The organism is Bifidobacterium castoris (assembly GCF_003952025.1).
GTDB classification, from domain to species: Bacteria; Actinomycetota; Actinomycetes; order Actinomycetales; family Bifidobacteriaceae; genus Bifidobacterium; species Bifidobacterium castoris.
On record NZ_QXGI01000003.1, the window covers coordinates 252,330 to 278,568 of the forward strand.

The 26,239-nt window shown below is 66.6% G+C and carries 29 protein-coding genes and 3 tRNA genes; 27 read left to right on the forward strand and 5 right to left on the reverse strand.

The window, feature by feature from the left end; genetic code table 11:
- Positions 1-226: 226 nt before the first annotated feature.
- The 3 genes from D2E22_RS05155 (at position 227) to D2E22_RS05165 (ending at position 4,092) form a co-directional block, all read left to right on the forward strand.
- Positions 227-1,249, forward strand: coding sequence for an NAD kinase (locus tag D2E22_RS05155; RefSeq protein ID WP_126032035.1), 1,023 nt, complete (start codon positions 227-229; stop codon positions 1,247-1,249).
- A gap of 3 nt (positions 1,250-1,252) precedes the next feature.
- On the forward strand, positions 1,253-2,983 hold the full coding sequence (gene recN / locus D2E22_RS05160) for a DNA repair protein RecN (protein ID WP_126032036.1): 1,731 nt from the start codon (positions 1,253-1,255) through the stop codon (positions 2,981-2,983).
- A 323-nt stretch (positions 2,984-3,306) separates the two neighbouring features.
- A complete protein-coding gene (locus tag D2E22_RS05165; protein ID WP_277600008.1) occupies positions 3,307-4,092 on the forward strand; it encodes an HAD family hydrolase in 786 nt (261 codons plus the stop codon).
- Positions 4,093-4,261: 169 nt separating this feature from the next.
- Here D2E22_RS05165 and thrC read toward each other — a convergent pair whose 3' ends face one another.
- The gene (thrC, locus tag D2E22_RS05170; protein WP_126032037.1) at positions 4,262-5,749 is read right to left on the reverse strand and encodes a threonine synthase; all 1,488 of its coding nucleotides are present in this window, start codon (positions 5,747-5,749) and stop codon (positions 4,262-4,264) included.
- A gap of 154 nt (positions 5,750-5,903) precedes the next feature.
- Between thrC and D2E22_RS05175 the strand changes: the two genes are divergently transcribed.
- The 16 genes from D2E22_RS05175 (at position 5,904) to leuS (ending at position 20,169) form a co-directional block, all read left to right on the forward strand.
- On the forward strand, positions 5,904-7,217 hold the full coding sequence (locus D2E22_RS05175; RefSeq protein ID WP_126032038.1) for a glutamate-5-semialdehyde dehydrogenase: 1,314 nt from the start codon (positions 5,904-5,906) through the stop codon (positions 7,215-7,217).
- Complete coding sequence (locus D2E22_RS10770; protein ID WP_241218192.1) at positions 7,214-7,867, forward strand: phosphoribosylglycinamide synthetase; 654 nt, start codon at positions 7,214-7,216, stop codon at positions 7,865-7,867. The genes D2E22_RS05175 and D2E22_RS10770 overlap by 4 nt, the downstream gene beginning before the upstream one ends.
- Position 7,868: 1 nt before the next feature.
- Positions 7,869-8,594 (forward strand): nicotinate-nucleotide adenylyltransferase, encoded by a 726-nt coding sequence (gene nadD, locus D2E22_RS05185; RefSeq protein ID WP_126032039.1) that lies wholly within the window; start codon positions 7,869-7,871, stop codon positions 8,592-8,594.
- Positions 8,595-8,676: 82 nt separating this feature from the next.
- Positions 8,677-9,696, forward strand: a complete 1,020-nt coding sequence (locus D2E22_RS05190) for a ribose-phosphate diphosphokinase (protein WP_164518427.1) — start codon at positions 8,677-8,679, stop codon at positions 9,694-9,696.
- 68 nt (positions 9,697-9,764) lie between these two features.
- Positions 9,765-9,838 (forward strand) — tRNA-Gln (locus tag D2E22_RS05195).
- Positions 9,839-9,933: 95 nt separating this feature from the next.
- Positions 9,934-11,316, forward strand: coding sequence for a bifunctional UDP-N-acetylglucosamine diphosphorylase/glucosamine-1-phosphate N-acetyltransferase GlmU (gene glmU, locus D2E22_RS05200; protein WP_126032040.1), 1,383 nt, complete (start codon positions 9,934-9,936; stop codon positions 11,314-11,316).
- A gap of 1 nt (position 11,317) precedes the next feature.
- Positions 11,318-11,713, forward strand: coding sequence for a ribosome silencing factor (rsfS, locus tag D2E22_RS05205; protein ID WP_126032041.1), 396 nt, complete (start codon positions 11,318-11,320; stop codon positions 11,711-11,713).
- 13 nt (positions 11,714-11,726) lie between these two features.
- Positions 11,727-12,443: a histidine phosphatase family protein gene (locus D2E22_RS05210; protein WP_126032042.1), complete on the forward strand. Its 717-nt coding sequence runs from the start codon at positions 11,727-11,729 to the stop codon at positions 12,441-12,443.
- An 88-nt stretch (positions 12,444-12,531) separates the two neighbouring features.
- Positions 12,532-13,377: a hypothetical protein gene (locus tag D2E22_RS05215; protein WP_126032043.1), complete on the forward strand. Its 846-nt coding sequence runs from the start codon at positions 12,532-12,534 to the stop codon at positions 13,375-13,377.
- Positions 13,378-13,484: 107 nt separating this feature from the next.
- Positions 13,485-13,557 (forward strand) — tRNA-Ala (locus tag D2E22_RS05220).
- Positions 13,558-13,587: 30 nt separating this feature from the next.
- Positions 13,588-13,660, forward strand: a tRNA-Ala gene (locus D2E22_RS05225).
- Positions 13,661-13,831: 171 nt separating this feature from the next.
- Entirely contained in the window at positions 13,832-14,236 is a 405-nt protein-coding gene (locus D2E22_RS05230) for a pyridoxamine 5'-phosphate oxidase family protein (protein ID WP_126032044.1), read from the forward strand.
- Between the two features lie 96 nt (positions 14,237-14,332).
- A complete protein-coding gene (locus tag D2E22_RS05235; protein WP_126032045.1) occupies positions 14,333-15,160 on the forward strand; it encodes a histidine phosphatase family protein in 828 nt (275 codons plus the stop codon).
- A gap of 131 nt (positions 15,161-15,291) precedes the next feature.
- Positions 15,292-16,242 (forward strand): magnesium transporter CorA family protein, encoded by a 951-nt coding sequence (locus tag D2E22_RS05240; protein ID WP_126032046.1) that lies wholly within the window; start codon positions 15,292-15,294, stop codon positions 16,240-16,242.
- A 6-nt stretch (positions 16,243-16,248) separates the two neighbouring features.
- A complete protein-coding gene (locus D2E22_RS05245; protein WP_126032047.1) occupies positions 16,249-17,139 on the forward strand; it encodes a substrate-binding periplasmic protein in 891 nt (296 codons plus the stop codon).
- Positions 17,140-17,202: 63 nt separating this feature from the next.
- Entirely contained in the window at positions 17,203-20,169 is a 2,967-nt protein-coding gene (gene leuS, locus D2E22_RS05250) for a leucine--tRNA ligase (RefSeq protein WP_126032048.1), read from the forward strand.
- Positions 20,170-20,417: 248 nt separating this feature from the next.
- On the opposite strand, the gene D2E22_RS05255 is transcribed toward leuS, so the two are convergent.
- Genes D2E22_RS05255 through D2E22_RS05270 form a run of 4 tightly spaced genes read right to left on the reverse strand, consistent with a single transcriptional unit; the run spans position 20,418 to position 23,581 of the window.
- A complete protein-coding gene (locus D2E22_RS05255; RefSeq protein ID WP_126032049.1) occupies positions 20,418-21,596 on the reverse strand; it encodes a tyrosine-type recombinase/integrase in 1,179 nt (392 codons plus the stop codon).
- Between the two features lie 12 nt (positions 21,597-21,608).
- Positions 21,609-22,097, reverse strand: coding sequence for an ImmA/IrrE family metallo-endopeptidase (locus tag D2E22_RS05260; protein ID WP_126032050.1), 489 nt, complete (start codon positions 22,095-22,097; stop codon positions 21,609-21,611).
- A complete protein-coding gene (locus D2E22_RS05265) occupies positions 22,094-22,717 on the reverse strand; it encodes a DUF2062 domain-containing protein (RefSeq protein ID WP_126032051.1) in 624 nt (207 codons plus the stop codon). The genes D2E22_RS05260 and D2E22_RS05265 overlap by 4 nt, the downstream gene beginning before the upstream one ends.
- Positions 22,718-22,747: 30 nt before the next feature.
- Positions 22,748-23,581 (reverse strand): hypothetical protein, encoded by an 834-nt coding sequence (locus D2E22_RS05270; protein ID WP_126032052.1) that lies wholly within the window; start codon positions 23,579-23,581, stop codon positions 22,748-22,750.
- A gap of 113 nt (positions 23,582-23,694) precedes the next feature.
- Here D2E22_RS05270 and D2E22_RS05275 point away from each other — a divergent pair, with 113 nt between their 5' ends.
- The 8 genes from D2E22_RS05275 (at position 23,695) to D2E22_RS05300 (ending at position 26,234) form a co-directional block, all read left to right on the forward strand.
- Positions 23,695-23,940, forward strand: coding sequence for a helix-turn-helix transcriptional regulator (locus D2E22_RS05275; RefSeq protein WP_206431360.1), 246 nt, complete (start codon positions 23,695-23,697; stop codon positions 23,938-23,940).
- Between the two features lies 1 nt (position 23,941).
- Positions 23,942-24,205, forward strand: coding sequence for a hypothetical protein (locus D2E22_RS10665; RefSeq protein ID WP_206431361.1), 264 nt, complete (start codon positions 23,942-23,944; stop codon positions 24,203-24,205).
- Entirely contained in the window at positions 24,202-24,447 is a 246-nt protein-coding gene (locus D2E22_RS10670) for a helix-turn-helix domain-containing protein (protein WP_206431363.1), read from the forward strand. The genes D2E22_RS10665 and D2E22_RS10670 overlap by 4 nt, the downstream gene beginning before the upstream one ends.
- Positions 24,444-24,722, forward strand: coding sequence for a hypothetical protein (locus D2E22_RS05285; protein WP_126032054.1), 279 nt, complete (start codon positions 24,444-24,446; stop codon positions 24,720-24,722). The genes D2E22_RS10670 and D2E22_RS05285 overlap by 4 nt, the downstream gene beginning before the upstream one ends.
- On the forward strand, positions 24,719-24,949 hold the full coding sequence (locus tag D2E22_RS10775; RefSeq protein ID WP_241218194.1) for a hypothetical protein: 231 nt from the start codon (positions 24,719-24,721) through the stop codon (positions 24,947-24,949). Before D2E22_RS05285 ends, D2E22_RS10775 begins: the two co-directional genes overlap by 4 nt.
- Positions 24,937-25,389, forward strand: coding sequence for a RusA family crossover junction endodeoxyribonuclease (locus D2E22_RS05290; protein ID WP_241218196.1), 453 nt, complete (start codon positions 24,937-24,939; stop codon positions 25,387-25,389). The genes D2E22_RS10775 and D2E22_RS05290 overlap by 13 nt, the downstream gene beginning before the upstream one ends.
- The gene (locus D2E22_RS05295; protein ID WP_126032056.1) at positions 25,386-25,730 is read left to right on the forward strand and encodes a hypothetical protein; all 345 of its coding nucleotides are present in this window, start codon (positions 25,386-25,388) and stop codon (positions 25,728-25,730) included. The genes D2E22_RS05290 and D2E22_RS05295 overlap by 4 nt, the downstream gene beginning before the upstream one ends.
- Positions 25,731-25,895: 165 nt before the next feature.
- The gene (locus D2E22_RS05300) at positions 25,896-26,234 is read left to right on the forward strand and encodes a hypothetical protein (RefSeq protein WP_126032057.1); all 339 of its coding nucleotides are present in this window, start codon (positions 25,896-25,898) and stop codon (positions 26,232-26,234) included.
- Positions 26,235-26,239 lie beyond the last annotated feature (5 nt).

Sequence of the window (26,239 nt, forward strand, 5' to 3'; positions counted from 1 at the left end):
GTATGCCGTCTGCCGAAGGCGGGCGATGATCGGGGCCCGTAAGGACCGCCGCCCGTAAGGAGGGTCGCCTGCGGGGAGCGTCGCCCATAACCCCGCAGCGAGAGGCGGCCGGGGGACGGCGGCGATGGCCGGGGCGTCGGGTCCGCGGGATGTCACGGGACCGCCTTCGCGCATTCGCCGGTTCCATTACACTGTGAGTGGAAACATCATGCGTAAAGGGGTGTCCATGCAGGCAGCGGAAACGAGAGGGGCACGTCGCGTCGTCGTCGTGACCCACGAAAAGCTCCGGCGCAGCGCGGTCGTCGAGAACGCGATCGCACAGCTGCGCGACGAGGGCTTCGACGTCGCCGTCATCGACAACACGGCGGCGCCCGACTTCGGCTCGCCGTCGCCGAAGGTCGACCCGGACACCGAGATCGTGCTCGTGCTCGGCGGCGACGGCACTATCCTGCGCGCCGCCGAACTCGTCACCTGCACCGACGTGCCCATCCTCGGCATCAACATGGGTCATGTCGGCTTCCTCGCCGAATTCGAAAGCTTCCAGATCCACGAGGCGATCCATCGCGTCGCCATGCACGACTACAGCATCGACGAACGCATGATCGCGCATGTGGACGTGTGGCTGCCCGGCTCGCATGCGCCGCTCGGCGACTGGGCGCTCAACGACATCACGATCGAGCGCGCCGACCGAGGCAAGATGGTCGAGCTGTCGATCGCCGTCGACGGCGTGGCGATGAGCTCCTTCGGCTGCGACGGCATCATCGTCTCCACGCCGACCGGTTCAACCGCGTACGCGTTCTCGGCGGGCGGCCCGATCATCTGGCCGACGGTGGAGGCGCTGCTGCTCGTGCCGCTCGCGGCCCACGCGCTGTTCTCCCGTCCAATCGTCATCGGCTCGGATTCGACGTTCTCGATCCGCATCGACGACGATTCGACCTCCGACGGCTGGATCTGCTGCGACGGCCGACGCCAGCGCCCGCTGCCCCGGGGCGCGCGCGTCGACATCCGCCAGTCCTCCGGGCGTCTTCGCCTCGCCCGACTCTCCGATGCGCCGTTCACGAGCCGGCTCGTCACGAAGTTCAACCTTCCGGTCGTCGGATGGCGCGACCTGCACCCGGGCGCAGACGCGCGCGTCGACACGTCGCTGCGCGGACAGGGCGACTTCGACGACCCCGAACGCGGCGGCGGGACGACGGCGGACATGACGATGGCGGCGCGACGCGACGCGCCGACGGAACAGGAACGGTGACAGGTGCTGGAGGAACTCGAACTGCGTGATCTGGGACCGATCCGTGAGGCGAAGCTCGTCCCCGCGCGCGGCATGACGTCGATTACCGGCGAGACCGGTGCCGGCAAATCGATGCTACTCAGCGCGATCAGGCTCATCTCCGGAGGCGCCGCCGATTCCGGCCGCGTCTCGGCGGGCGCGAAACAGGCGTGGGCGCAGGGTGTCTTCCTGGTCGGCGACGGCGACGCGGCGCTTGCGGTCGCGGAGCAGGCGGGGGCGACGGTCGACGACGGGGAGATCTTCGTATCGCGCACCGTGCCCGCGTCCGGACGCTCGCGCGCCATCCTGTGCGGCAGGACGGCGCCGAAATCGGTGCTCGCCGCGCTCGCGCAGGAGCTCATCACGATCCACGGGCAGAGCGACCAGCTGCGCATCGCGTCGCCGGCGCGCCAACGCGAGTTCCTCGATCGCTGCGCGAACAACGAGAAGGAACGACGCGCCTACGCGAAGGCGTGGGACATGTACCGCGAGATCGACGACCGCCTGCGCAGGCTCAGTTCGCAGGAATCGTCGATGCGCCAGCAGGCGGACTATCTGCGCGAGTCGATCGCGCGCATCGACCGCGTCGACCCGCAGACGGGCGAGCTCGAGGAGCTCAAAAGCCAGCGCGAGCGCATCGAGCACGCCGCGCAGATCAATGCGGGGGTCGCCGGCGCGCTCGCGGCGCTCGACTCCTCGCAGGGCGACGGCGGCGACGACTACCGGGGCGCCGATGAGCTCGTCCGCTATGCCGCGCAGGCGCTGCGCGGCATCCGTCTGGGAGGCGTGTTCGAACAGTGCGCGGACCGTCTCGATTCCCTGCAGGCGGAGCTCGAGGACATCTCGTTCACGCTGTCGCAGCAGCTCGACCTCGACGAGTCGGGGGAGGACCTCGATACGATCAACGGTCGCATCCATGAACTCGATGAGCTCACGCGCCGCTGGGGGCCGACGCTCGACGACGTCATCGCATGGCGCGACAAGGCGCGCTTCGACGTCGAGGATCTGGACGCGTCCCCCGAAAAGCTCGAGGAGCTCTCGGCGGAGCGCGACCGCCGCCTGCTCGCCGCGCGCAAGGCGGCCGCGGCGCTGACGAAGACGCGCGAACGTGCGGCGAAGCGGCTATCGAAGGACGTGGACGGCGAGCTCGCGCAGCTGGCGATGGCCGACGCGTCGCTGACGATCGCCGTGCATGCGCGCGACGGCGCCGACGCGCTCGACATGAACGGCGGCGACGACGTCGAATTCCTGTTCACGCCGTTCAGGGGGGCGCCGGCGCTCGCGATGGGCAAAAGCGCGTCCGGCGGCGAGCTCAGCCGTCTCATGCTCGCGTTGGAGCTGTCGTGCGCCGACGAACGCGCGGGCGGTGAAGCGGATGCGGACGGCGAGGCGATGCCGGCGATGACGTTCATCTTCGACGAGATCGACGCCGGCGTGGGCGGCAAGGCCGCCGTGGAGCTCGGCAGGAGGCTCGCCAGGCTCGCACGGCGCGCGCAGGTGATCGTCGTGACGCATCTGCCGCAGGTCGCGTCATGGGCCGACAGTCAGTTCGTCGTCGGCAAAAGCGAGGATGGCGACGGCGTCGTGAGCACGCATGTGCGCGAGGTCATCGGTGATGCGCGCACCGAGGAGATCGCGCGCATGCTCGACGGCAGCACGACGCCCACGTCGCTCGAGCATGCGCGCGAACTGCTCGTGTCCTCGAAGCTTGCATGACGCGCCGCCCGCCCGCCATTACGCCTGCAGGCGGTGTCCGAAGTCCCCTCATGCTGACGGGCGGCATCGTTTACGGGCGGCGGCCGTGTCTGGAGGAGGCATCGCGCCTGCGGGCGGCCATGCCGGCCGTCGTCGTCATGTCCACGTCGTCATGTTACAGGTGGTACGGATGGCATTGTGCTCTTATGGGCGGCGCTGCGCGTGGAGGAGGCAGCCGGCAGCCGCCGTCCTGCTTACGGGAGGCCGATGCCGGTTACGGGGCGCGCGCTTTTGCGAGTGCCGCCCGTAAGTCGTCATGCTTACGGGAAGCAGTGTGCTCGACGATGGCTGAACGATTCGACTCGACAGGAGGCAATGCGATGAACGACGCGCTTACGGGCGGCACATCGGCGAACGATGCGGCGACGGACGGCTTCGTCCGCGCCGCCCACGCCGTTACCGGAGGCACCCCCGATAACACGGGGTGTGCCGCGATCTTCGATCTGGACGGCACTCTGCTCGATTCGATGGGCGTGTGGGATCGGATCGACGAGGAGTTCCTCGCAAAACGCGGCATCGCCGTGCCGGACGACTACATGGCGAAGGTGAGCGCGATGCAGTTCATGGAGATCGCCGAATACACGATTGAACGATTCGGCCTGCGCGACACGCCGGAGGAACTCGTCGCCGAATGGAACGGCATGGCCAAGCGGATGTACGCGCAGGTCGTGGAGCCCAAGCCCCACGCCGTCGAGTATCTGCGCGCGCTCAAGGCGAGCGGCGCGCGACTCGCCGTCGCCACGACGATGCTGCCCGATCTGCGCGCGCAGGCGTTGGCCCATGCGGGGATGGCGGACCTGTTCGATGCAGTCGTCGGCGTGGACGATGCCGGCGACCGAGGCAAGGAACATCCGGACGTGTATCTGCTGGCGGCGCGGCGGGTGGGCGTGGACCCGGCCCGTTGCACCGTGTTCGAGGATCTGCTGGCGGGCATGCGGTCGGCGAAGTCCGTCGGGATGCAGGTGTGGGCCGTGCACGACGATTCCTCCGACCATGACTGGGAGCGGATCTGCGCGCTCGCGGACGGCGTGCTCTTCGACTTCGCCGATGCGCCGCGCCGGCTGCGGTGAGTCACGCTACCGGTAGCATCACGTGTGATCATCGTCGCCGCTACCGGTAGCGATTGCGAACGCGACCCGTAACGACGAACGACCGCCCGCGCTCCTCAAGGAGCGCGGGCGGTCGTTCGTCGTTACGGAAGGCGGCGGGCGCCGCGCGTCCGATGACACGGCGCCCATGTCACAGGCGGTCGGCGCATTGTTCGACGTAGTGGCCCATGTCGGAGATCTCGACGCAGTCGCGGAAGCGCACGTCGGCGGTTTCGAGGGCGCGCAGCATCGGCGGAATCTCGGTGTCCGTCTTGGCGCTCAGCTCGTCCATGCATTCGAAGTCGGTGCCGTCGTGCTTGAGCCCGAGCGCCTCGTTGACGACGCGCGGGAACTTGTACGGGCTGGCGGTGCTCAGCAGCACGCGCGGCACGCCGGGTTCGGCGGGCATCTGCTGCATGACGAAGTAGCCGCACGCGGTGTGCGGGTCGAGCACGTAGCCGTGTTCATGGAAGCAGTCGGCGATCATCCGGCGCACCTGGTCCTCGTCGGCCCAGCCGGTGGCGAACAGGCGGCGGATCTGGGCGAGCAGCTCCGGCGGCACCTCGAACGCGCCCCATTCGGCGAGGTCGTTCATCAGGTAGGTGATCAGGCGCGGGTCCTTCTCGCTCATGTAGTAGAGCATGCGTTCGAGGTTCGAGGAGATGAGGATGTCCATCGACGGCGAGATCGTCTCGTAGAACGGGCGCTTGCGGTTGTAGGTGCCGGTCGTCAGGAAGTCGAAGAGCACGTTGTTCCTGTCGGAAGCGACGACGAGCTGGCGCACCGGCAGCCCGAGCATCTTCGCGTAGTAGCCGGCGAGCACGTCGCCGAAGTTGCCGGTCGGTACGACGAAGTCGACCGGGTCGCCGACGTTGACGGCCTGCTTCTCGAGCAGCTGCGCGTACGCGGAGAAGTAGTAGACGACCTGCGGCACGAGGCGTCCGACGTTGATCGAGTTGGCCGACGAGAGCACGACGTGCGCGTCGCTTTCGAGACGCGCGGCGAGATTCTTGTCGCCGAAGATCGTCTTGACGGTGGACTGCGCGTCGTCGAAGTTGCCCTCGACCGCGCACACATTGACGTTTCCGCCGGTCTGCGTCGTCATCTGGAGCTCCTGCACGCGGCTGACGCGGCCCTGCGGGTAGAAGACGGTGATGCCGGTGCCCTCGGCGTCGGCGAAGCCGGCGAGCGCGGCCTTGCCGGTGTCGCCGGAGGTCGCCGTGACGATCATGATCTTCTCGTCCGGGTCGCCGTCGGTCGGCGTCGTGCGCGCCATGAAGCGCGGCAGGATCTGCAGCGCGACGTCCTTGAACGCGCAGGTGGGGCCGTGGAACAGTTCCATGACCCAGTCCTCGCCGAGCGGCCTGACCGGGGTGATGCGTTCGTCCGACCACTGCGGCCCATAGGCCTTTGCGATGCACTCCTTGAGCTCATCGGCGCCGAAGTCGTCGAGGAGCACGGAAAGCACGTCGTAGGCGATTTGCTGGTAGCTCTTGCCGGCCAGGTCGTCGATGGGGACGAGGCGCTCGCCGAGTTCGTCGGTGACGAAGAGGCCGCCGTCGTCCGCGATGCCCTTGCGGATGGCCTGCTTCGAGGTCAGTGAGTCGGTGGTGCTGCGTGTGCTGTGGAACTTGTTCACTCGTCCGTCCTTGCGATGTAGAGAGATGAAAGTGTGCGGATGATTACAGTATAGAGCTCTCAAACGAAAGCCGCGGGACCGCTGTCCGGGTTGCGGAACGCGCGGCCGGGGACGGCGGCCGCCATGAGGGCAGGGCGTCCACTAATGTGCAAGTATGACGAACACACAGAGCGAACACAACAAGGTCAGCGACGACGTCTTCGACGCGGTGTGCGCGATGGCCGACCGTGCGGCGGCTGCGCAGGCGAAGCTCGCGAAGGCCACGACCGACGTCAAGAACGGACTCCTCAATGCGATCGCCGACGCGCTCGACGCGCGCGCCGATGAGATCGCCGGCGCGAACGCCCTCGACATGAGCCAGGCCTTCGACGACGGCATGGACGCCGGCAAGCTGGACCGTCTCAAGTTCGACGTGACGCGCGTCGCCGCGTCGGCGAACGATATGCGCCACGTCGCGACGCTGCCCGACCCGGTCGGTCAGGTCGTGCGCGGCTTCGAGGCGCCCAACGGCCTGCGTCTGCAGCAGGTGCGCGTGCCGATGGGCGTCATCGGCATGATCTACGAGGCGCGGCCGAACGTGACCGTCGACGTCATCGCGCTGTGCATCAAGTCGGGCAACGCGGCGATCCTGCGCGGCGGCCACGCGGCGGAGCACACGAACGCGGCGACGCTCGCGATCGTCGGCGACACGCTGCGCGAACTCGGCTTCGACGACGCGCTCGTCGCCTCCGTCGACACCTACGGCCGTGAGGGCGCGACCGCGATGATGGAGGCGCGCGGCCACGTCGACCTGCTCGTGCCGCGCGGCAGCGCCAGGCTCATCCAGGCCGTCGTCGAGAACTCGAAGGTCCCCGTCATCGAGACCGGCGCCGGCAACGTCCACATCTACGTCGACCGTTCCGCCGACCTCGCCAAGGCCATCCCGGTCGTCCTCAACGCGAAGACGCAGCGCGTCGGCGTGTGCAACGCCGCCGAGAAGCTCATCGTCCACCGCGACGTCGCCGGGGAGTTCCTGCCGGCCGTCGCGCGGGCGCTCGCCGACGAGCACGTCGTCATGCACGCCGACGAGGTCTCCTACAGGATCATCGGCGACGCGAACATCCGCGACATCAAGCTGTTCGAGGCAGACGATGCCGACTGGGGCACCGAGTACCTCGCCCTCGAGATCGGCGTGCGCGTCGTCGATTCGATGCAGGAGGCGATCGCGCACATCAACCGCTATTCGACGCATCACACGGAGGCGATCCTCGCCGAGGACTACGGCGCGATCGAACGCTTCACGAAGGACGTCGACTCGGCGGTAGTCATGGTCAACGCCTCCACCCGCTTCACCGACGGCGGCGTGTTCGGCTTCGGCGCCGAACTGGGCATCTCCACGCAGAAGATGCACGCGCGCGGCCCGATGGGCCTGCAGGAGATGACGACGACGAAGTGGATCGGCTACGGCACGGGCCAGGTGAGGGCATGAGCGGGCGCGATCGGCTGGACGACGCCGCGAACGGCGCCGGGGGCCCCGTCGGGACGCGCGACGAGGCGACAACCGTCACCTTCGACGACGCCCATGTGCTCGCGAACCCGTGGGGCGTGGACCTCGCCGACCGGCGCAACCTGCTCAAGATCGCCTCCGAACGGCTCAGCCTCGTGCGTTACGTGTTCCTCGTGCAGATCGAGGACGGCATCGCCTCGGCGGCGCAGCGAGCATCGCTCGAATACGCCGACGCCGTGCTCATCGGCTGGCCGGAGACGGACGCCGACGACGTCGTGGCCGTCGACGACGAACGCTGCCGCGACGTCCTCGGGCAGGCCGTGCTGATGGAGGACTACATCGACCGCTTCCGCGCGATGGAACGCGACAACGACATCGACGGCATGACCGACACGCTCATCCGCATCACCGAACGCGTCGCCCATGTGCGTCGCGCGTTCCAACCGACCTTCCTGCTGCCGACCTTCGCCGAGATACGGCGCGTCGTGCAGGACGAGTGGAACGAGGACATGGGCAAGATCGACCCCGACGGCGAGGCGGCCGACGACCGCGCGCAGGAGCTCACGCTGCAGCAGGAGATCGACCGCGTCGCCGCGGACAGCGCCGCGGCGGACGCCCAGGAGAGGCGCTGACATGGCGCGCAGCGATGCCGGCGACGCCGCGAACGCCGCCGGGGCGCCACGGCGCATGGCCGAACTGTCCGTGGCCGACGCCGCCACGGCGCATCTCGTCTCACCGCCGGGGCGGCGGTCGCCTCGCGGCAACTGGCACGCGCGTCCGCGCATCGGCATCATGGGCGGCACCTTCGACCCGATCCACAACGGCCACCTCGTCGCCGCCTCCGAGGTCTCGTGGGTGTACGACCTCGACGAGGTCGTCTTCGTGCCGACCGGCCGCCCGGTGTTCAAGCTCGACAGGCACGTGACGAACGCCGAGGACCGCTATCTGATGACCGTCATCGCGACCGCGTCGAACCCGAAGTTCACCGTCTCGCGCGTCGACATCGACCGTCCCGGCGTCACCTACACGATCGACACGCTGCGCGACCTGCGCGCGCTGTACCCGGACGCCGAGCTGTTCTTCATCACCGGCGCGGACGCCGTCGCCGAGATCATGCGCTGGAAGGACGTCGAGCAGATGTTCCGCATCGCGCACTTCGTCGCCGTCACACGCCCCGGCTATTCGTCGGCGGTCACGCTGCCGGCGGGGCGTGTCGACATGCTCGAGATCCCGGCGCTGGCGATCTCGTCGACCGACGTGCGAGAGCGCGCGACGCACGGCGAGCCGGTGTGGTATCTCGTGCCCGACGGCGTCGTCCAGTACATCGGCAAGCACGGCCTGTACCGCGACCGCGGATGAACGCCCCGCGCCGGCGCACGTCAGCTGCCGGCACTACACTGGGTGGGGCACGGTTACGAACCAACTGACGTTTGGAGATACGGTGAGCGCAATCCTCGAAGGCAAACCAGACAAGAACCTGATACTCGTCACCGGAAGGGCGCATCCCAAGCTCGCCCGGGACGTCGCCGACCAGCTCGGCATCGACGTGCTCGAGACGACCGCCTACGATTTCGCGAACGGCGAGATGTATGTGCGCTACACCGAGTCCGTGCGCGGCGCCGACGTCTTCGTGCTGCAGAGCCACAGCAGCCCGGTCAACCAGTCGATCATGGAGCAGCTCATCATGATCGACGCCCTCAAGCGCGCGTCGGCGCGTTCGATCACCGCCGTGAGCCCGCTGCTGGGCTATTCGCGCCAGGACAAGAAGCACCGGGGACGCGAGCCGATCTCGTGCCGTCTGGTCTTCGACCTGCTCAAGACGGCCGGCGCCGACCGCATCATGAGCGTCGACCTGCACGCCGCGCAGTCGCAGGGCTTCTTCGACGGCCCGGTCGACCATCTCATCGCGATGCCGGTGCTCGTCGACTACATCCGCGACCGGTTCTCCAATCAGCTCGACAACGTGACCGTCGTCTCCCCGGACGCCGGCCGCATCCGCGTCGCCGAGCAGTGGGCGCAGCGCCTCGGCGGCGGCCCGCTCGCCTTCGTGCACAAGACGCGCGACATCACGCGGCCGAACCAGGCCGTCGCGAACCGCGTCGTCGGCGACGTCAAGGGCAAGGACTGCGTGCTCGTCGACGATCTGATCGACACGGCCGGCACGATCGCCGGCGCGTGCAAGGTGCTGCAGGAGGCCGGCGCGAAGTCGGTGACCGTCGTGGCGACGCACGGCGTGCTCTCCGGACCGGCCGTCGATCGGCTCAAGAGCTGCGGGGCGCGCGAGGTCGTGCTCACCGACACGGTGCCGATCCCCGAGGAGAAGCGCTGGGACGGCCTGACGGTCCTGTCGATCGCGCCGCTGCTGGCGAGCGCGATCAAGGCCGTGTTCGAGGACGGCTCGGTCGCCGAGCTCTTCGACACCTATCCCGAACACCACGGCAAAGGCTTCCTCTTCGCCTGATTCGCCGCGGGGCGGCGTATGGTCCGCCCCTATGGCATAATGGACACTTGGCGGGCGCGACCCGCCGTTCCCCCATGGTGTAATGGCAGCACACGGGTCTTTGGAACCCTTTGTCTTGGTTCGAGTCCAGGTGGGGGAGCCAGCGGCGTCCGCATCCGGCTTTTCGGCGTTTGGATGCGGGCGCCTTTCACATCCGGGACCATCAGACCATCGGGCACATCCACAAAAGGAGAACAGATGACGGTAACCGCCGCAATCGTGCTGGCAGCCGGCGAGGGCACGCGCATGCGCTCGTCGAAGCCGAAGGTGCTGCACACCTTCGCGGGCAAGACCTTCCTCGAGCGTGTCATGTCCTCCGTCGGGGCGCTCGGGCCCGACACGCTCGCCGTCGTCGTGCGCCATCAGGGCGAACGCGTCGCCGAGGCGGCGCGCGGCTACGACCCCGCCGTGACGATCGTCGAACAGGACGACATCCCCGGCACGGGACGCGCCGTGCAGTGCGCGATGCACCGGCTCTCGCCGGACGGCGACCTCGACGGCGACGTGCTCATCACGGCCTCGGACATGCCGTTGCTCGACACGGCGACGCTGCAGGCGCTGCTCGACTACCATGCGGCGAGCGGCGACGACGCGACGGTGCTCACGACGGTGCTCGACGATCCGACCGGCTACGGCCGCATCATCCGCGACTCCGACGGCGACGTCCTCAAGATCGTCGAGCAGAAGGACGCGAACAGCAGCGAGCTGGCCGTGCGCGAGGTGAACACGTCGGTGTACGTCTTCGACGCGCATGTGCTCGCCGACGCGATCGCCGGCCTCGACGCGGACAACGCGCAGGGCGAGTTCTACCTGACCGACGCGCTCAAGGCCGCGAAGGCGAGCGGCAAGGTCGGCGCCTTCGCGGCACCCGATCCGCTGAGCGTCGAGGGCGTCAACGACCGCGTGCAGCTCGCCGCGCTCGCCGGCGCGCACAACGCGCGCGTGTGCGAGCATTGGATGCGCGAGGGCGTGACGATCCTCGACCCGTCCACGACGTGGATCGAGGACGACGTGACGATCGGCCGCGACGCGACGGTCCTGCCCGGCTGCTTCCTGCAGGGGCGCACCGTCGTCGGCGAGGAGGCCGTCGTCGGGCCGTACACGACGCTCATCGACGCGACCGTCGACGCGGGCGCGACCGTCGAGCGTTCACGCGTGCAGGAGTCGCACATCGGCCGCGACGCGAACATCGGCCCGTGGACGTACCTGCGCGCCGGCAACGAGCTCGGCGAGGGCTCGAAGGCGGGCGCCTTCGTCGAGATGAAGAAGGCGCATATCGGCGACGGCACGAAGGTGCCGCATCTGAGCTACGTGGGCGACGCCGACCTCGGCGAGCGCACGAACATCGGCGGCGGCACGATCACGGCGAACTACGACGGCGTGCACAAGAACCACACGACGATCGGCTCGGACGTGCACATCGGCGCGGGCAACCTCCTCGTCGCGCCGGTCGAGGTCGGCGACCACGTCACGAGCGGCGCCGGATCGGTGATCCGCCACGACGTCCCGCAGGACGCGATGGTCTATTCGGAGAACACGCAGCACATCGTGCAGCATTGGAAACCAGCTTGGGAGCGTTGATATGACGGCACTTGAATCATCCATCGAATCGGTGAGGACCGCGGCGGCGGCCGCCGACCGCATGAAGGCGGCGGACATCGCCGCCTACGACGTGAGCGACCTGATCGGCATCACCGACTGCATGCTGCTGGCGTCCGCGACGAACGAGCGCCAGGTGCTCGCCGTCGCCGAGGAGATCGAGAAGGACTTGTACACGAAGGGCGGCAAGCTGCAGCCGCGGGGCCGCGAGGGCATCCAGGAGGCGCAGTGGATCCTGCTCGACTACGGCGACTTCATCGTCCATGTCATGCATGAGGAGGCGCGCGACTTCTACCATCTCGAACGGTTGTGGCGCGACTGCCCGCGCATCGACCTCGAGCTGCCCGACATGGACGCCGCCGACGCGGACGCCGCCTGACGGGGGAGCGGCGATGACGGCGATCGGAACGGTACGTTCGATCACGCTCGTGCGCCATGGGCGCACCTCGTACAACCTCGCCGGACGCGTCCAGGGTGGCATCGACATCCCGCTCGACGACGTCGGGCTGTGGCAGGCGCGTAAGACCGGCGACGCGCTGCGTACGCTCTACGTCGAGCGCGACCCCGGCGCGCGTCAGCTCGTCGTCGCCTCGGACCTGAGGCGCGCGAGCCGCACCGCGCATCTGTTCGCCGACCCCCTGGGACTCGAGGTCCATCCGGACCCGCGGCTGCGCGAACGCAGCTTCGGTGATTGGGAGGGCATGTCCGGCGACGAGCTCGACGCGCAGTGGCCGGAGGACTTCGCAATGTGGTGCCGGGGCCTCGGCGGCGAGATGCGCCACCATGCCGAGTCGCACGAGCACGCCGGCGCGCGCGGCGTCGAGGCGCTGCGCGACTGGTCGCACCGGGCGGACGCGGACACCGATTTGTTCGTGTTCTCCCATGGCGCGCTCATCGAGAACACGCTGCAGGTGCTGTTCGGCATCGGCGCGGCCCTGCCGGACTTCGTCTCCGTCACCTCGATGCGCAACGCGCACTGGGCGCGTCTGGTCAACGCGGGACTCGACGACCCGGACCGTTGGATCCTCGTCGACTACAACCACGGCCCGGCGCTCGCTGACACTGAGCTATGGGAGAACCCGACGCGGCATGCAGCCGATACCCGGTGAACTGGTCTATGCTTATGGCAGTTTTGCCCACCGATGCGTCTGACGCCCGATTCGGGCGCCGGGCGCGCCATGACCGGATGAATCGACCGTGAAGAATTTTTTCAAAGGATTATCGTTCTCCCAGCTGCTCGCGGGCGCTCTCGCGGCGGTCACGTCGTTCCTGCTGTCGTCGAAGATCGGCATCGCAGGCTCGGTGATCGGCGTCGCCGTCGCCTCGATCGTCTCGACGTCGGCGTCGCAGATCTACCAGAACGTCATCGACGCCTCGAGCAAGAAGCTGCAGGACGCGGCTGCGCAGCAGCTCGGCGAACAGGCGGATGGCGCCTCCTCCGACGGCGCGCGGATCGACGCGCCGGCCGACCCGGCGTCGAAGGAGGGGAAGCGCAAGGGACGCGTCGTCGCGTCGGACGCCGCCGACGCGTCCGGGACACCGGCGTCCGGCAAGCCGCAGCTCACCGGCCACGACAAGCGCGTGGCGATCGTCGTGGCCCTCGTCTCGGGCCTGATCGCCGTCGCGGTGACCGCCGGCGTCATCCTCGCGCTCACCGGCGGCAGGGGCACCGATTCGGTCGTCCACGACATCGTCAGCCCGAGCGTGACGAGCGAGGAGGGTGGTGATCTGTCGCCGTCGCCGTCGCAGGGCGTCATCACGCCGACGCCGGATGCGACGTCGACGCCGGATGCGACATCAACGCCGGACACCGGTTCGACGCAGTCGACGGAGGAGCCGAGCCAGCAGGGCGGCTCGGGCACGAAGGACGATTCGGACTCGGGTTCGCAGGTCGTCGAACCGAGCGCGTCGCCGTCGGCGAGCCAGAGGACGGGCGCCGCGGACGGGGCGCAGGACGACGGCTCCTCGGACGCGGGCCAGGACGGTGCGACCCAGCAGGGCGACGGACGGCAGAAGGACGACTCCGGACAGCAGGCGCAGTGATCGCGCAGTGACGGGGGACCGGCGTGCCGCACAACGCGACACGCCGGTCCTTTGCGTATCAGGAATTCATGATGTATGCTATCTCGAGTTGGCTGAAACAAGCCGACGGGGCTATGGCGCAGCTGGTAGCGCATCTCCATGGCATGGAGAGGGTCAGGGGTTCGAATCCCCTTAGCTCCACGAAGGTTCCTGATGACAGGTTCCCCTTATGGGGCTATGGCGCAGCTGGTAGCGCATCTCCATGGCATGGAGAGGGTCAGGGGTTCGAATCCCCTTAGCTCCACGATTCACACCCGGCTTCGGCCGGGTTTTTCGTTATCGACGCACGGGGCGCCGATGTGGGCGGCGTCACATGTGAGCATGCTGACGTGTGTCGCGCTCATTCCACAGCGCAACGGGGCATGTGGCGGCCCGCGGACGCGTAGTGTGGGGAACGCATAGAAAGGAGCCCCCAATGGCACAGCTTACCGAAGCGATGAAGGACTTCATCAAGGACAATCTCGCATGGGTCGCCACCGTCAGCCCCGACGGCGTACCGGACCTCGGCCCGAAGATGAGCATGTTCGTGCTCGACGACGGCCATCTCGCCTACCATGAACGCACCGCCGGCCAGACCTACCGCAACCTCGAGAACGGCAGCCCGCTCGTCATCGCGTTCGTCAACTTCGAGCAGAAGAAGGGATACCGCTTCCGCGGCGAGGTCGTCCTGCACACCGACGACGCGGTCTACGAGGACCAGGTCAGGCTCGCGAAGGAACGCGGCACGAAGGTGCCGGCATGCGTGCCGGTCATGACGATCGACACGATCGAGGACCTGTCCGCCGGCGCGCACGCCGGCACGACGATCGCGAAGGACTGAGAGGCGGACCCGTCCCCGTGAACGCCCACGACCGCGGCGCCCGGCCCGGGCGCCGCGGTCGTGGGCGTCCTGAAGCTTAAGGAGCCAGAAGGAAAGATGATCACCGACATCGTCATGCTGCGCCACGGGCGCACCTCGATGAACCTCGAACGCCGTCTGCAGGGCCAGGTCGAGGTCCCCCTCGACATCATCGGCCAGTGGCAGGCGGATCAGAGCGGCTTCGCGCTCGCGCAGCGCTACTACTGGGCGAAGGTGAGCAACCTCGCCGCCCATCCCGAGCAGCTTCCGACGCCGCCCGTCGCGGCGGTGCGCGCCGTCGACGTCGAGGAATACCGCAAGGCGCCGGCGGCCGCGCGCACGATGGTCGTCGTCAGCTCCGACCTGTTCCGCGCGCAGCAGACGGCGCACGCCTTCGCCGACATCCTCGGCCTCGAGGTGCATCTCGATCCGAGGTTGCGCGAACGCAGCTTCGGCGAATGGGAGGGCATGACGCGCGAGGAGATCCTCGCACGCTGGCCGGAGGACTTCCATGCCTGGAAGCGGCATGAGGGCGGCGAGCTCGCCCATGGCGTCGAAAGCAGGCGCGAGGTCGGCGCGCGCGGCGCCGAGGCGATCCGTTCGTATGTGCGTCAGGCGCGGGATGTGCCCGGCGAGGAGACGCTGTTCGTCGTCTCACACGGCTCGTGGATCGTCGCGACGATCGCGACGCTGCTGGGCATGGACGTCGACGACGCCAACGGCCTCGACGCCATGCGCAACGCCTTCTGGTCGCGCATGAGCCTCGAGCGCGGCGCCGACGGCGACCGCTGGCTGCTCGCCGAGTTCAACCGGGGGCCGCAGATCGCCGAATTCGTCGACTGGGAGAACGGCCCCGAGGCGTTGCGCAACCCCGACATGCCGACGTGGAAGCCGATCGCCGGCTGACCGCGTCGCCGCCGCGCCGCCCGGGTGCGCCTTGGGCGGCGTGTCTCATAGGTGCGGCTAAGCTGTTGATGTTTGCACAAGGACAGGCCGCGTCCGTCGCGCGGCTCGACGAATGAGAGGCGGGTGATTTCATGCTGCGCATGTTCAGCACCGTTCACGGACAGGTGGAACAGATAGACAAACCGGAGAACGGCTCATGGCTTGCGTTGTGCGACCCCACCGACGTCGAGCTCACCACCGTCGCCCAGGAGACCGGCATCGACCTCGCCGACCTGCGCGCGCCGCTCGACGACGAGGAACGCTCGCGCGTCGACGTCGAGGACGACTACACGATGATCATCGTCGACATCCCGACGGTCGGGGAGCGCTCCGGTCGCAACTGGTACGAGACGATCCCGTTGTCGATCATCGTCACGCGCACGCTCATCGTCACCGTGTGCATGCAGGACACACCGGTGCTCCATCCGTTCATGGAGGGCACGATCCGCGGCTTCAACACCTTCATGCGCTCGCGCTTCATCCTGCAGATCCTCTACCGCAACGCGACGATGTACCTGCGCTACCTGCGCATCATCGACGGCGAGACCGACAAGCTCGAGCTGAGGCTGCGCCATTCGATGCAGAACCGCGAGATCCTGATGCTGCTCGAACTGAGCAAGACGCTCGTCTACTTCAACACGTCGCTCAAGTCGAACGAGATCGTCATGGAGAAGCTCACGACGCTTTCGCGCATCAAGCAGTACCCGGAGGACGAGGACCTGCTCGACGACGTCATCACCGAGAACAAGCAGGCGATCGAGATGGCGAACATCTACAGCGGCGTCCTCGCGAACATGACCGACGCGTTCTCGTCGGTCGTCTCCAACAACCTGAGCAACGTGATGCGCATCTTCACGATCATCTCGATCACGCTGTCGATCCCGACGCTCATCTTCTCGATGTACGGCATGAACTTCCAGGACGGCATGCTCGGCATGCCGGTCACCGACTCGCGGTGGGGCTTCCTGATCATCATCGTCCTGGCGATAGTGCTCGCCCTGCTCGTGATGTGGTTCCTCACCCGTTCCCGTCTGTTCAAGTGAGGCAGCATGCGTAGCCGCGGACGTCTGAGGATCCTCGCCGCGCTGTGCGCGGCGGCCGTCGTATCGCCACTCGCCGGCTGCGGCACGTCGGTGCAGGTGTCGGTGCCCGGACAGGCCGACGGGCCGATGATCAACATCGGCGTCGCCGTCGACGAGCCCGGCGTCGGCTGGTACCACGAGGAGGGCTACAGCGGCCTGAGCGTCGAGGTGGCCAAATACGTCGCCGAGAAGATCGGCTACAGCAACCGCCAGATCGTCTTCCACCCGATGACGATGGCGCGGCGCGACTCGATGCTCGCCGACGGCACGATCGACTTCGCGATGACATCGTACGCCTACGAGGGCGGCAAGGACGCGCGCACGTTCACGAAGGAGCTCGCCTCGCGCGGCGGCGACGTGCGCTATTCGGGGCCGTACCTGATCACCGAGGACGAGCTGCTCGTGCGCAGCGACGACCGCGCGGCGATCCACGGCGTCGGCGACATGCGCGGCCGCACCGCGTGCGTCGTCGAGGACGACGACGTGCGCGAGCAGCTCGCGCGCCGGGTCGACGGCGTGCGGTTCCGCGAGGAGGGCGACTTCTCCAAATGCGTCTCCGCGCTGCTCGCCGGCGAGGCCGACGCCGTGGCCGGTTCGCGGCCCGTCCTCACCGGGCTGCGCTCGCAGGCCGGCGCCGAATACGTGAGCCTGCTCGACGACCCCTTCGGCGAACGCGCCTACGGCATCGCGATCGCAGGCGGCGACGAGCTGCTCGGGCAGATCAACACGACGCTGCAGGCCATGGTCGACGACGGCGTATGGAACCGGATCGTCGACGATGCGGGGCGCGCATCGGGCTTCGACGCGGATCCGAGGCTCAACCCGCCCAGCATCGTCGCCCCGCGCTCCGAGGACTGAGCGCGCGTTCGCACTGCGGACGGGGCGCGACACTGTCCAGCTGAAAAACGATAATCGTGCCCTATGAGTGAGATCGAACCGAACGCGCAGGCGCATGATGCGGACCAGTCCGCATTCCGGTACAACGCCGCAATGGCGCAGACCATCGAAAACAAATGGCAGAGGATCTGGGACGAGCAGGGCACGTTCTGGGCGGCGAACGTCGAAGGCGGGCTGACCGACGGCGAGGGGCGTCACGCTGACGGCCGCCGGCCGTTCTTCGCGATGGACATGTTCCCGTACCCGTCGGGCAAGGGACTGCATGTGGGCCATCCGCTCGGTTACCTCGCCTCCGACGTGGTCAGCCGCTACCACCGCATGAAGGGCGAGAACGTGCTGCACGCGATGGGCTACGACGCCTTCGGCCTGCCGGCTGAGCAGTACGCCGTCAAGACCGGCCAGCATCCGCGCGTGACGACCGAGCAGAACATCGCGAACATGCGCCGCCAGCTGCACCGTATGGGCCTGAGCTTCGACGACCGCCGCTCCTTCGCGACGATCGAGCCCGGCTATGTGCGTTGGACGCAATGGATTTTTTCTCGCATCTTCGACGCCTGGTACGACCCGGACAAGAGGAACCCGAGCGGTTCGATGGGCTGCGCGCGGCCGATCGGCGAGCTCGTCGAGCAGTTCCGCTCCGGAGAACGCGCGATCGACGGCCATGAGGGGCGCGCCTGGGACGACCTGAACGAGGCCGAGCAGGCGGACGTGCTCAACGAGTATCGCCTCGCCTACATCTCGAAGTCTCCGGTCAACTGGTGCCCCGGCCTGGGCACCGTGCTGGCGAACGAGGAGGTGACCGCCGAGGGCCGTTCCGAACGCGGCAACTACCCGGTGTTCCAGCGCGAGCTGCGCCAGTGGTCGATGCGCATCACCGCCTACGGCCACCGCCTCATCGAGGACCTCGACACGATCGACTGGCCCGAGAAGGTCAAGCTCATGCAGCGCAACTGGATCGGCGAGTCGCACGGCGCGTCCGTGCATTTCCAGGTGCGCGTCGGCGACGGCCTCGAGGACATGGAGATCTACACGACCCGTCCCGACACGCTGTTCGGCACGACCTTCTGCGTCGTCTCCCCGGAGCATCCGCTGCTGCTGCACGTGCCCGAGCGCTGGCCCGACGGCGTGCCCGAGCAGTGGACCGGCGGCTATGCGACGCCGACCGAGGCCGTGGCCGCCTACCGCATGACGGCGGAGGCGAAGACGGCCGCCGACCGCGTCAACGACGCCGGCGAGAAGACCGGCCTGTTCACCGGCCTGTACGCGGTCAACCCGATCACCGGCGCCGAGCTGCCGGTGTTCACCGCCGACTACGTGCTGATGGACTACGGCACCGGCGCGATCATGGCGGTGCCGGGCGGCGACCAGCGCGACTACGACTTCGCGTCCAAGTACGGCCTGCCGGTCATCTACACCGTCGAACCGCTGCCCGACAGCGGCGACACGCTCGCGAACTACGAGGGCAAGGCGCCGTTCGGCTCCCATGACGGCGTCGTCGTCAACTCGTCGGTCGACGCCACCTGGGCGCGCGGCGACGCGCTTGACATCAACGGCATGCGCGTCGACGAGGCGATCGCGGCCGTCACGGCATGGCTCGAGCAGGCGCAGGTCGGCCGCGGCACCGTCAGCTACCGTCTGCGCGATTGGCTCTTCAGCCGCCAACGCTACTGGGGCGAGCCGTTCCCGATCGTCTACGACGACGAGGGCGTGCCGCACCTCGTGCCCGATTCGATGCTGCCGATCGACCTGCCCGAGGTGCCCGACTACAGCCCGAAGACCTTTGACCCGGAGGACGCGCAGTCCAACCCGGAGGCGCCGCTGAGCCGCAACGAGGACTGGGTCGAGGTCACGCTCGATCTGGGCGACGGGCCCAAGCGCTACCACCGCGAGACGAACACGATGCCGAACTGGGCCGGATCGTGCTGGTACTACATGCGCTACCTCGACCCGCACGACGCCGAGCACATGGTGGAACGCGACGAATACGACTACTGGATGGGACCGGACCACAATCCGACGGCCGGCCGATCCGGCGGCGTCGACCTGTACATCGGCGGCGTCGAGCACGCCGTGCTCCATCTGCTCTATTCGCGTTTCTGGCACAAGATCCTCTTCGACCTCGGCTACGTGGATTCGAGTGAGCCGTTCCACAAGCTGTTCAACCAGGGCATGATCCAGGCCTGGGCCTACACCGACGACCGCGGCGAGTACGTTCAGGCCGATGAGGTCGAGGAGGGCCCGGCGGACGTCTCCGGCGACCCGACCTTCACCTGGCACGGCCAGCACGTCAACCGCGAGTTCGGCAAGATGGGCAAGAGCCTGAAGAACATCGTCACGCCGGACGACATGTACGACGACTACGGCGCGGACACGTTCCGCCTGTACGAGATGAGCATGGGTCCGCTCGACGAGTCCCGTCCGTGGAACACGCGCAACGTCATCGGCGGCATGCGCTTCCTGCAGCGTCTGTGGCGCAACGTCGTCGACGAGGCGACCGGCGAGGTCACCGTCAGCGACGAGACGCCCGACGACAAGACGCTCAAACTGCTCAACAACACGATCGCCGAGGTGACGGTCGAGATGGAGGCGATGCGCCCGAATACGGCCATCGCGAAGCTCATCGTGCTCAACAACCACCTGACCGGCCTCGGGCGCGTGCCGCGCGCGGCGGTCGAGCCGCTCATCCTCATGGTCTCGCCGATCGCCCCGCACATCGCCGAGGAGCTGTGGAGCAGGCTCGGCCACGACCGTTCGCTCGCGCACCATCCGTGGCCGCAGGCGGACGAGCGCTATGTGGGCCAGGACGTGGTCACGGCCGTCGTGCAGATCAAGGGCAAGGTACGCGCCAAGCTCGAGGTGAGCCCGGACATCGACCCGGACGAGCTCGAGAGGATGGCGCTCGAAGCGGTCGCCGACCGTCTCGGCGGCGTGCCTCCGCGCAAGGTCATCGTCAAGGCGCCGAAGATCGTGTCGGTCGTGCCCGGCAACTGATCGCGACACGCCGCGAGGGGGAGGACGGCCCGTATGGGCCGTCCTCCCTTTTCGTTGCGGCCGCGCCGTTCTTGGCCCACGGAGGAATGTGGACGACGGGACCGTCCGTACACATTCCTCCCCCCGGGTGGACGCTGCCGCATCCGTGACGCGATAGTGGGGCCATGTTCGATGACGACGATGATGAGGTCCCGCCGGCCGCACCACCTAGCCGACGCGCAGCTGTGAAAACGGCCCAAACACTGGGATTAGTGAGCAACGCCCATAGACGAGTTGGCAGCCGTGGACACGGTTTGGACATGATTCGCCGACGGACATTCCACCGCGATCGTCGCATCCACCATGCGCGCGACATCATCCAAATCACTGTCGAACAGATCCGCGTACACGTCGAGCGTCATGCTCGCGGTTGCGTGGCCGAGCATCCGCTGCAGTGCCTTGATATTCGCCCCCGCGTGCACCGCGATGCTCGCGGCCGTATGTCGCAGCTCATGCGGCGACACCAACGGCACGCCCGCATGACGCAACGCGGAGATATACCAGGTGCGATTAGATTTCGCACGGCTGACGGACTGCTGACGCGGAGGTCGCCCGTTCTCGACGAACACACGCTCGCCTGCCGCGCGTCCGTCCGTCACCATGCGCAGTGCGTCGGCGACGACGCGCGGCATCGGCACGCTGCGCGCCTGACCGTTTTTCGGCGTCCCCTCCACCCACTCGCCCAGTTTAACGAGGTTCGCATGCACCTCGACGCGACCGCGCTCGTAGTCGATGTCGCCCACTCTGAGCGCGCACATCTCGCCCCAGCGCAGCCCGCAGAATCCGAGCAGCAGCACAATGGCGCGTCGCTGCACGGCGAGCCGCTTCCCGTTGAGGCATTCATCAGCTAACCGCATCAGCTGCGGCACCGTCAGATACGTGCGCAGCAGCTTGCGCTGCGAGCGGCTGGGGAGCGTGACGTCATCCATAGGGTTTCGCACGATGCGTCGGTCGCGCACCGCGAGCCGCAGGATTCCCGCCATGATGTGCGCGGTCGCGCACGTCAGGCTCGACGAGCGTTTCGCGGCCAGTTCGCTCACCCACTGCTGCAGCATCGCCCGCGTCACACGATTCACCGGAATATCAGCGAACGTCGGCGCGATGTGTACCCTCCAACGGGATTTGACCGTATACGCCTGCGACGGTTTCCAGATCGGCAGTTTCTCTGTCTCGTACTGCTCGTAGAGCTGTCCGACCGTGACCATTCCCGCTTCATGCGACACGAAACTATCGGCCGCCTTCGCGGCGGTCACATGCTCCGCCATCCACAACTCCGCGTCACGACGGCGCATGAACCCGCGTTTTCGGCTGCTCCTGCCGTCGGGTTTGAGGTATCTCACCTCCCAGCGCCGCCCGGACCGCGTCTCATAGCTCGTTACGTTCGCCATCGCGCATCCTCCTCACTGGACCGCCAGATACGGGTTGTCGTGCAGGCGCTCGCGGTAGGCGGCGATCACCCATGGGAGCACGTTCAATTCGCGGGCCATGCCCATCACATTGCCGTCATACACGGCTTCCGCATAGGCGTATTCGAGCGGGTCGATGAGCATGGCGGCGGCCTCATGGTCGGCGCGCCGTTCGACCCATTTGTCCACGCGGCACCCGGTATCCATGTGGCGTGCGTGGCTGATCTCATGCGCGAGCACGCAACGGCGTTGCACGCCACATAGCCGCGAGTCGAGCAGGATCAAGTTTTTCGCGCGGATGTATACGCCCTGTTTGCCGTCATGCAGCCGCGCCTCATCTACCCGGCAGAGTTTCTCCGCCTCGGTTATCAATGCGTCCTCAGACGTAGCCAACCCCTTCTCGTTCCAAAGGCACCGAAAATCGATGCCTTTTACCTTTCCTTCATCTAATTCCCTCGAATTCGATGGAATTGAAAACCTCACTCGCTCGAAGATCCATACGATTCCAGACGACGCTCGTTCGCCAATGTCTTCTTCGTGTCGCCAGTGTATTTGCGAGAGGCTTTTCCGAGCCCTGTGTGCTCGATGGCGGCAATAACCGCATACTTCACAAGAAAGTAGAAAATTGCCGCGCTGATTACGAATGCGATGATTCCGACAAGAAAAGCTCCCATGATACTTCCTCTCCTATAGCTATTGATTCCATTTTGAGTAATGGCGTGCGGATGCGTCACGCTCTGTGTACTGTCATCACTCTTTGCGGGGCCGTCTGCGACGACGTTCGCGTATCCCGTTACGCCCCGGCAGGCGATGCGATATTCCTTGACATCGACTGTGTTTATCGGGCCGGGATTCTCCAGTTCACATCCATCCGCCTCACCCGCCATGCCACTCAGGCCACTCTCATGGTGCAGTGTGATGATGAAATCGTCGATACTGTCGATATAGGTTCCGTCTGCCAATGAGCCGTCGTAGTCAACCTCGACGAATGTGACAGGATCGCTCTCGTTTTGACCATTGCCACCGTTGCATGCCGCCATCGAGAGCAGCAGCGCGGCGGCTATGGGTATGATTGCGGTCTTGGTGCGCCATCGTATCCGCATTCTCTCCTCCTTCTTCTTCCTGGATTGGATTTACGGCATGTCTTCGTACGCTTCTTGCTCGGCTTCGGTGTCGCCGTATTTGGCGGCGTAGTCGAATTGGTCGAGGTGGTCTGCGATCCACTGCGCGCTCACCTCACGTCCATTGTCGGAGGCGTCGCCGGTGCCTGTCCAGCGCGCGGGCGGTTCGCCGGTCTCGGCGATGCCGTCCAGTAGCAGGTCGAGCCGGTCGGACACCTCCCGCGTTTTGCGGCCGCGCAGCTGCGGCGTCGCGTCCTCGCCGGCCATGTGAGCCGTCACCTCGTCGAGATGGTCGCCGTACTCGAGCATGCACGCGGCCGCGGCCGCCGCCGGTGTGACGCCGAGTCGTTTCGCCAACCGGATCTCCGACAACGTCGGCACATGGGTCCGCGACCGGGCGCCGTAGCGTTCGGCGGCGAGGTTGACGATGCGGTCGGACAGGTCGCGCATCAACTGGGGGAGCGACTCGTCGACGAGCGCTGCGGTGACCGTCTCGAGGACGGATGGTCCTTCGATGCGGCAGGTTCGGCCGCTGACCGCGTCGCGCACTCCGTGACGGTCCGTGTGAGCGTCGTCGCCGATGTCGACGGGGCCGTCGCCGGCGAACAGGTCGGCGAGCGTGACCTTTTCTCCGGTGAGGTCGGTCAGGCAGGCGCACAGGATGATCAGGTTCTCGAGCGTCGCGGAGGAGCGGTTGCGTTTGAGGCCGCTGAGGAATCCGGGCGTCCAGCGTGCGCCGTATCGGCGCGACGCTGCTGCGATGTTGTCCAGGGTGATGCCGTGTGCGTTGCGTATGGACTGCATCGTCTCGTACGCGATCTCGTTGATTCTCGTCGTGTTGCTCATGTTGTCAGTCTAACAACTCGACACGCCGTAAACGTTAATCAGGTTGTCAACACGATAACCTGTGATATGCTGAGGTTATCAACCCGACAACCTGACCCAGAGAGGAGGCCCGGATGACAGCCACCAGCAACAGACCGGACACCGGCCAGAGAGAGCAGATGCTCACCGCGGCGCAAGTCTCCGCCCGATACGGCATCACCCCCGAAAGCCTGCGGGGGATGCGGCACCGGCGCGAAGGCCCGCCGTTCTACCGCGTCAGCGAGAGAACTGTGCTCTACCGCATCAGCGAACTCGAGCACTGGCTCAACGGCAAAAAAATTCAACCAGACAATGACCAGCCGCAGATGAAAAGGAAATGACATGACCCGCATCAACATCCCGTTTGAGCTCACCGACCGCGAACGCGACCTGCTCGACGGATTCGCCCAGCTCATCATCGCCGACCTCGACAAATGGCAGGAAGCGCTCAGCATCAACGAGGAACGCGCCATAGAAAACGGGCACCCCCGGCAGGCGGAACGCCTCAAGGACGCCTGCCGCCACTACGGGGCGGTCAAGACCCGCATCGTCCAGCACCGACTGCAGGAGATCCTCACCGACGACCTACCCAAGGGGGAGCGGTGACCGCTCCGGACGGCATCGCCGACTGGTGGACGCCACGGCAGACGGCCGACTACATCGGCGTCCAACCGCAGACGCTCGCCAAATGGCGCTCGCAGGACACGCACCCCGACCTGCCCTACCACCGGCTCGGACGCCGCATCCTCTACCAGCCCTCAGCGGTACGCACGTGGTTCGACAACCACCTGCAACGCCGCACCTCAACCCAACCAACCGATTGCACCAGACACAGGAGCCTGACATGAGCACCACACGATTCCTCATCCCCCTCGACGCCATCATCGACCTGCTCGACGAGCGACGCGCATTCTATACCGGCTACAAGGCCTATCAGGAGGAGCTAGGCGCGGCCGACTGCTACGAGCTCGGCCTCCTCCAGGCGACCAAGGACATCGACGGCAAATTGCGCGACCTGCACGTACCGATCATCGAAGCCGGCGTCTACGAATATGAGCCGCTGCCGAGCATCGGCGAGGTCGTCGACCAGATCCGCGCCCAGCGCGAGGAGGCACGGGCATGAGCCGCAGCACCATCGTCAGCCGTGTGCTGCGCGTCGCCGCCACCCTTGCCGGCGGAATCCTGCTCGGCATGAGCATCGCCGCCCCCGACTACCTGTCCACACCATGGCCGCAAGGCCTCATCACGCTCACACTCGTCGCCGGCATCGCCGCCGCCACAGTCGGCATCATCGCCACACTGTTCGACGATTACGAGCCAGAGGAGGAGAGGCGACCGTGCAAGCGTTAACGCTCATCATCCCCCGACCTCCGGTACCCAAGGGACGTCCGCGCGTCTACAAGGGGCGCGGCGTCACCCCGGAACGCACACGCCGTGAGGAGCAGGCCATCCGCGACATATTCCGTGAGGAGTATCCAGATTTCACGCCGCTCACCGGCCGACTCCTCGTCACCTGCCAGTTCTGGATGCCACGCAACGGCCGCCCCGACGTCGACAACCTCCTCAAACTCGTCACCGACAGTCTCAACGGCCTCGCTTACAAGGACGACGAGCAGATCGAACTACTCATGGGAATCCGCCACCTGCCCGACCGCAAAGTCCCCGGCAGAAACGGCAAACCGCGGTGGCGCAAAGCGGGCGACCCGCTCACCTGTTGCGGCGAACCATATGAGCCGCACACCTCGATTCGTATCGAGGAAACCATCAACCAGGAAGGAAATCAATCATGACTGCAGAAATCATCCCGAACGACCTGACCGGCCCCGAGCTCATTGAGCAGCTGCTGTTCGAGGACATCGACGAGATCAACATCGACCTCGCCGAATTCGTGCCGCTCGCCAACAAAATCGCCGACGCCGCGGCGACGTTCATCGCGAAGGCCGACAAGCGCCTCTCCGACGACAAGCGTCCGCTCCTGGGCGAGAACCGTCGGCGTATCAGCACGGCCATCGTCGCCGCGAAACAGGTCATCAAGATCAGCGACGACATGTCTCGCCAGCTGCGCCTGCACGGCACGCGCATCACCAAGCAGCAGCCCAACACCGACGACGTGGAGGCTGCCGATGAGTGAACCTCGACACGCCTCCTACGTGGCGTCCTGCCGCAGCTGCGGCATCCTGCACGAACCCTGCAGCCTCAACACGGCCGTCACCAGCATCGAGGCCCACAAGCTCGTGCATAAACATCACAAATGCTCATACACGCCCATCAAACCAAATACCGAGAGGACCACATCATGACCGACAGCAGCATTGATCTGACCGCGGCGGCGGAAGAGCTCGCCACCCTCGAGGAGCGGAAAACAGCCATCGAGCAACGCATCAGCACGCTCAAAGGCAACATCCTGCAGCATGCAGCCGACGGACGCTATGAGGCGGGAGACCTGACGCTCACCGTCAGCGCCGGAACACGCAGCATCGACCCGACCCGCTTCGCGGCGGAATTCCCCGTCGAACAGTTCCCCCAGTACTACGAGCTCAAGCCGAAGGCTCTCTCAAAGATCGAGAAGATCGAAGGCAGCGCCCGCATCGCGGACGTCGTCCGTCAGGGTAGCAGAAGGGTGAGCGTCAAATGAGCGAA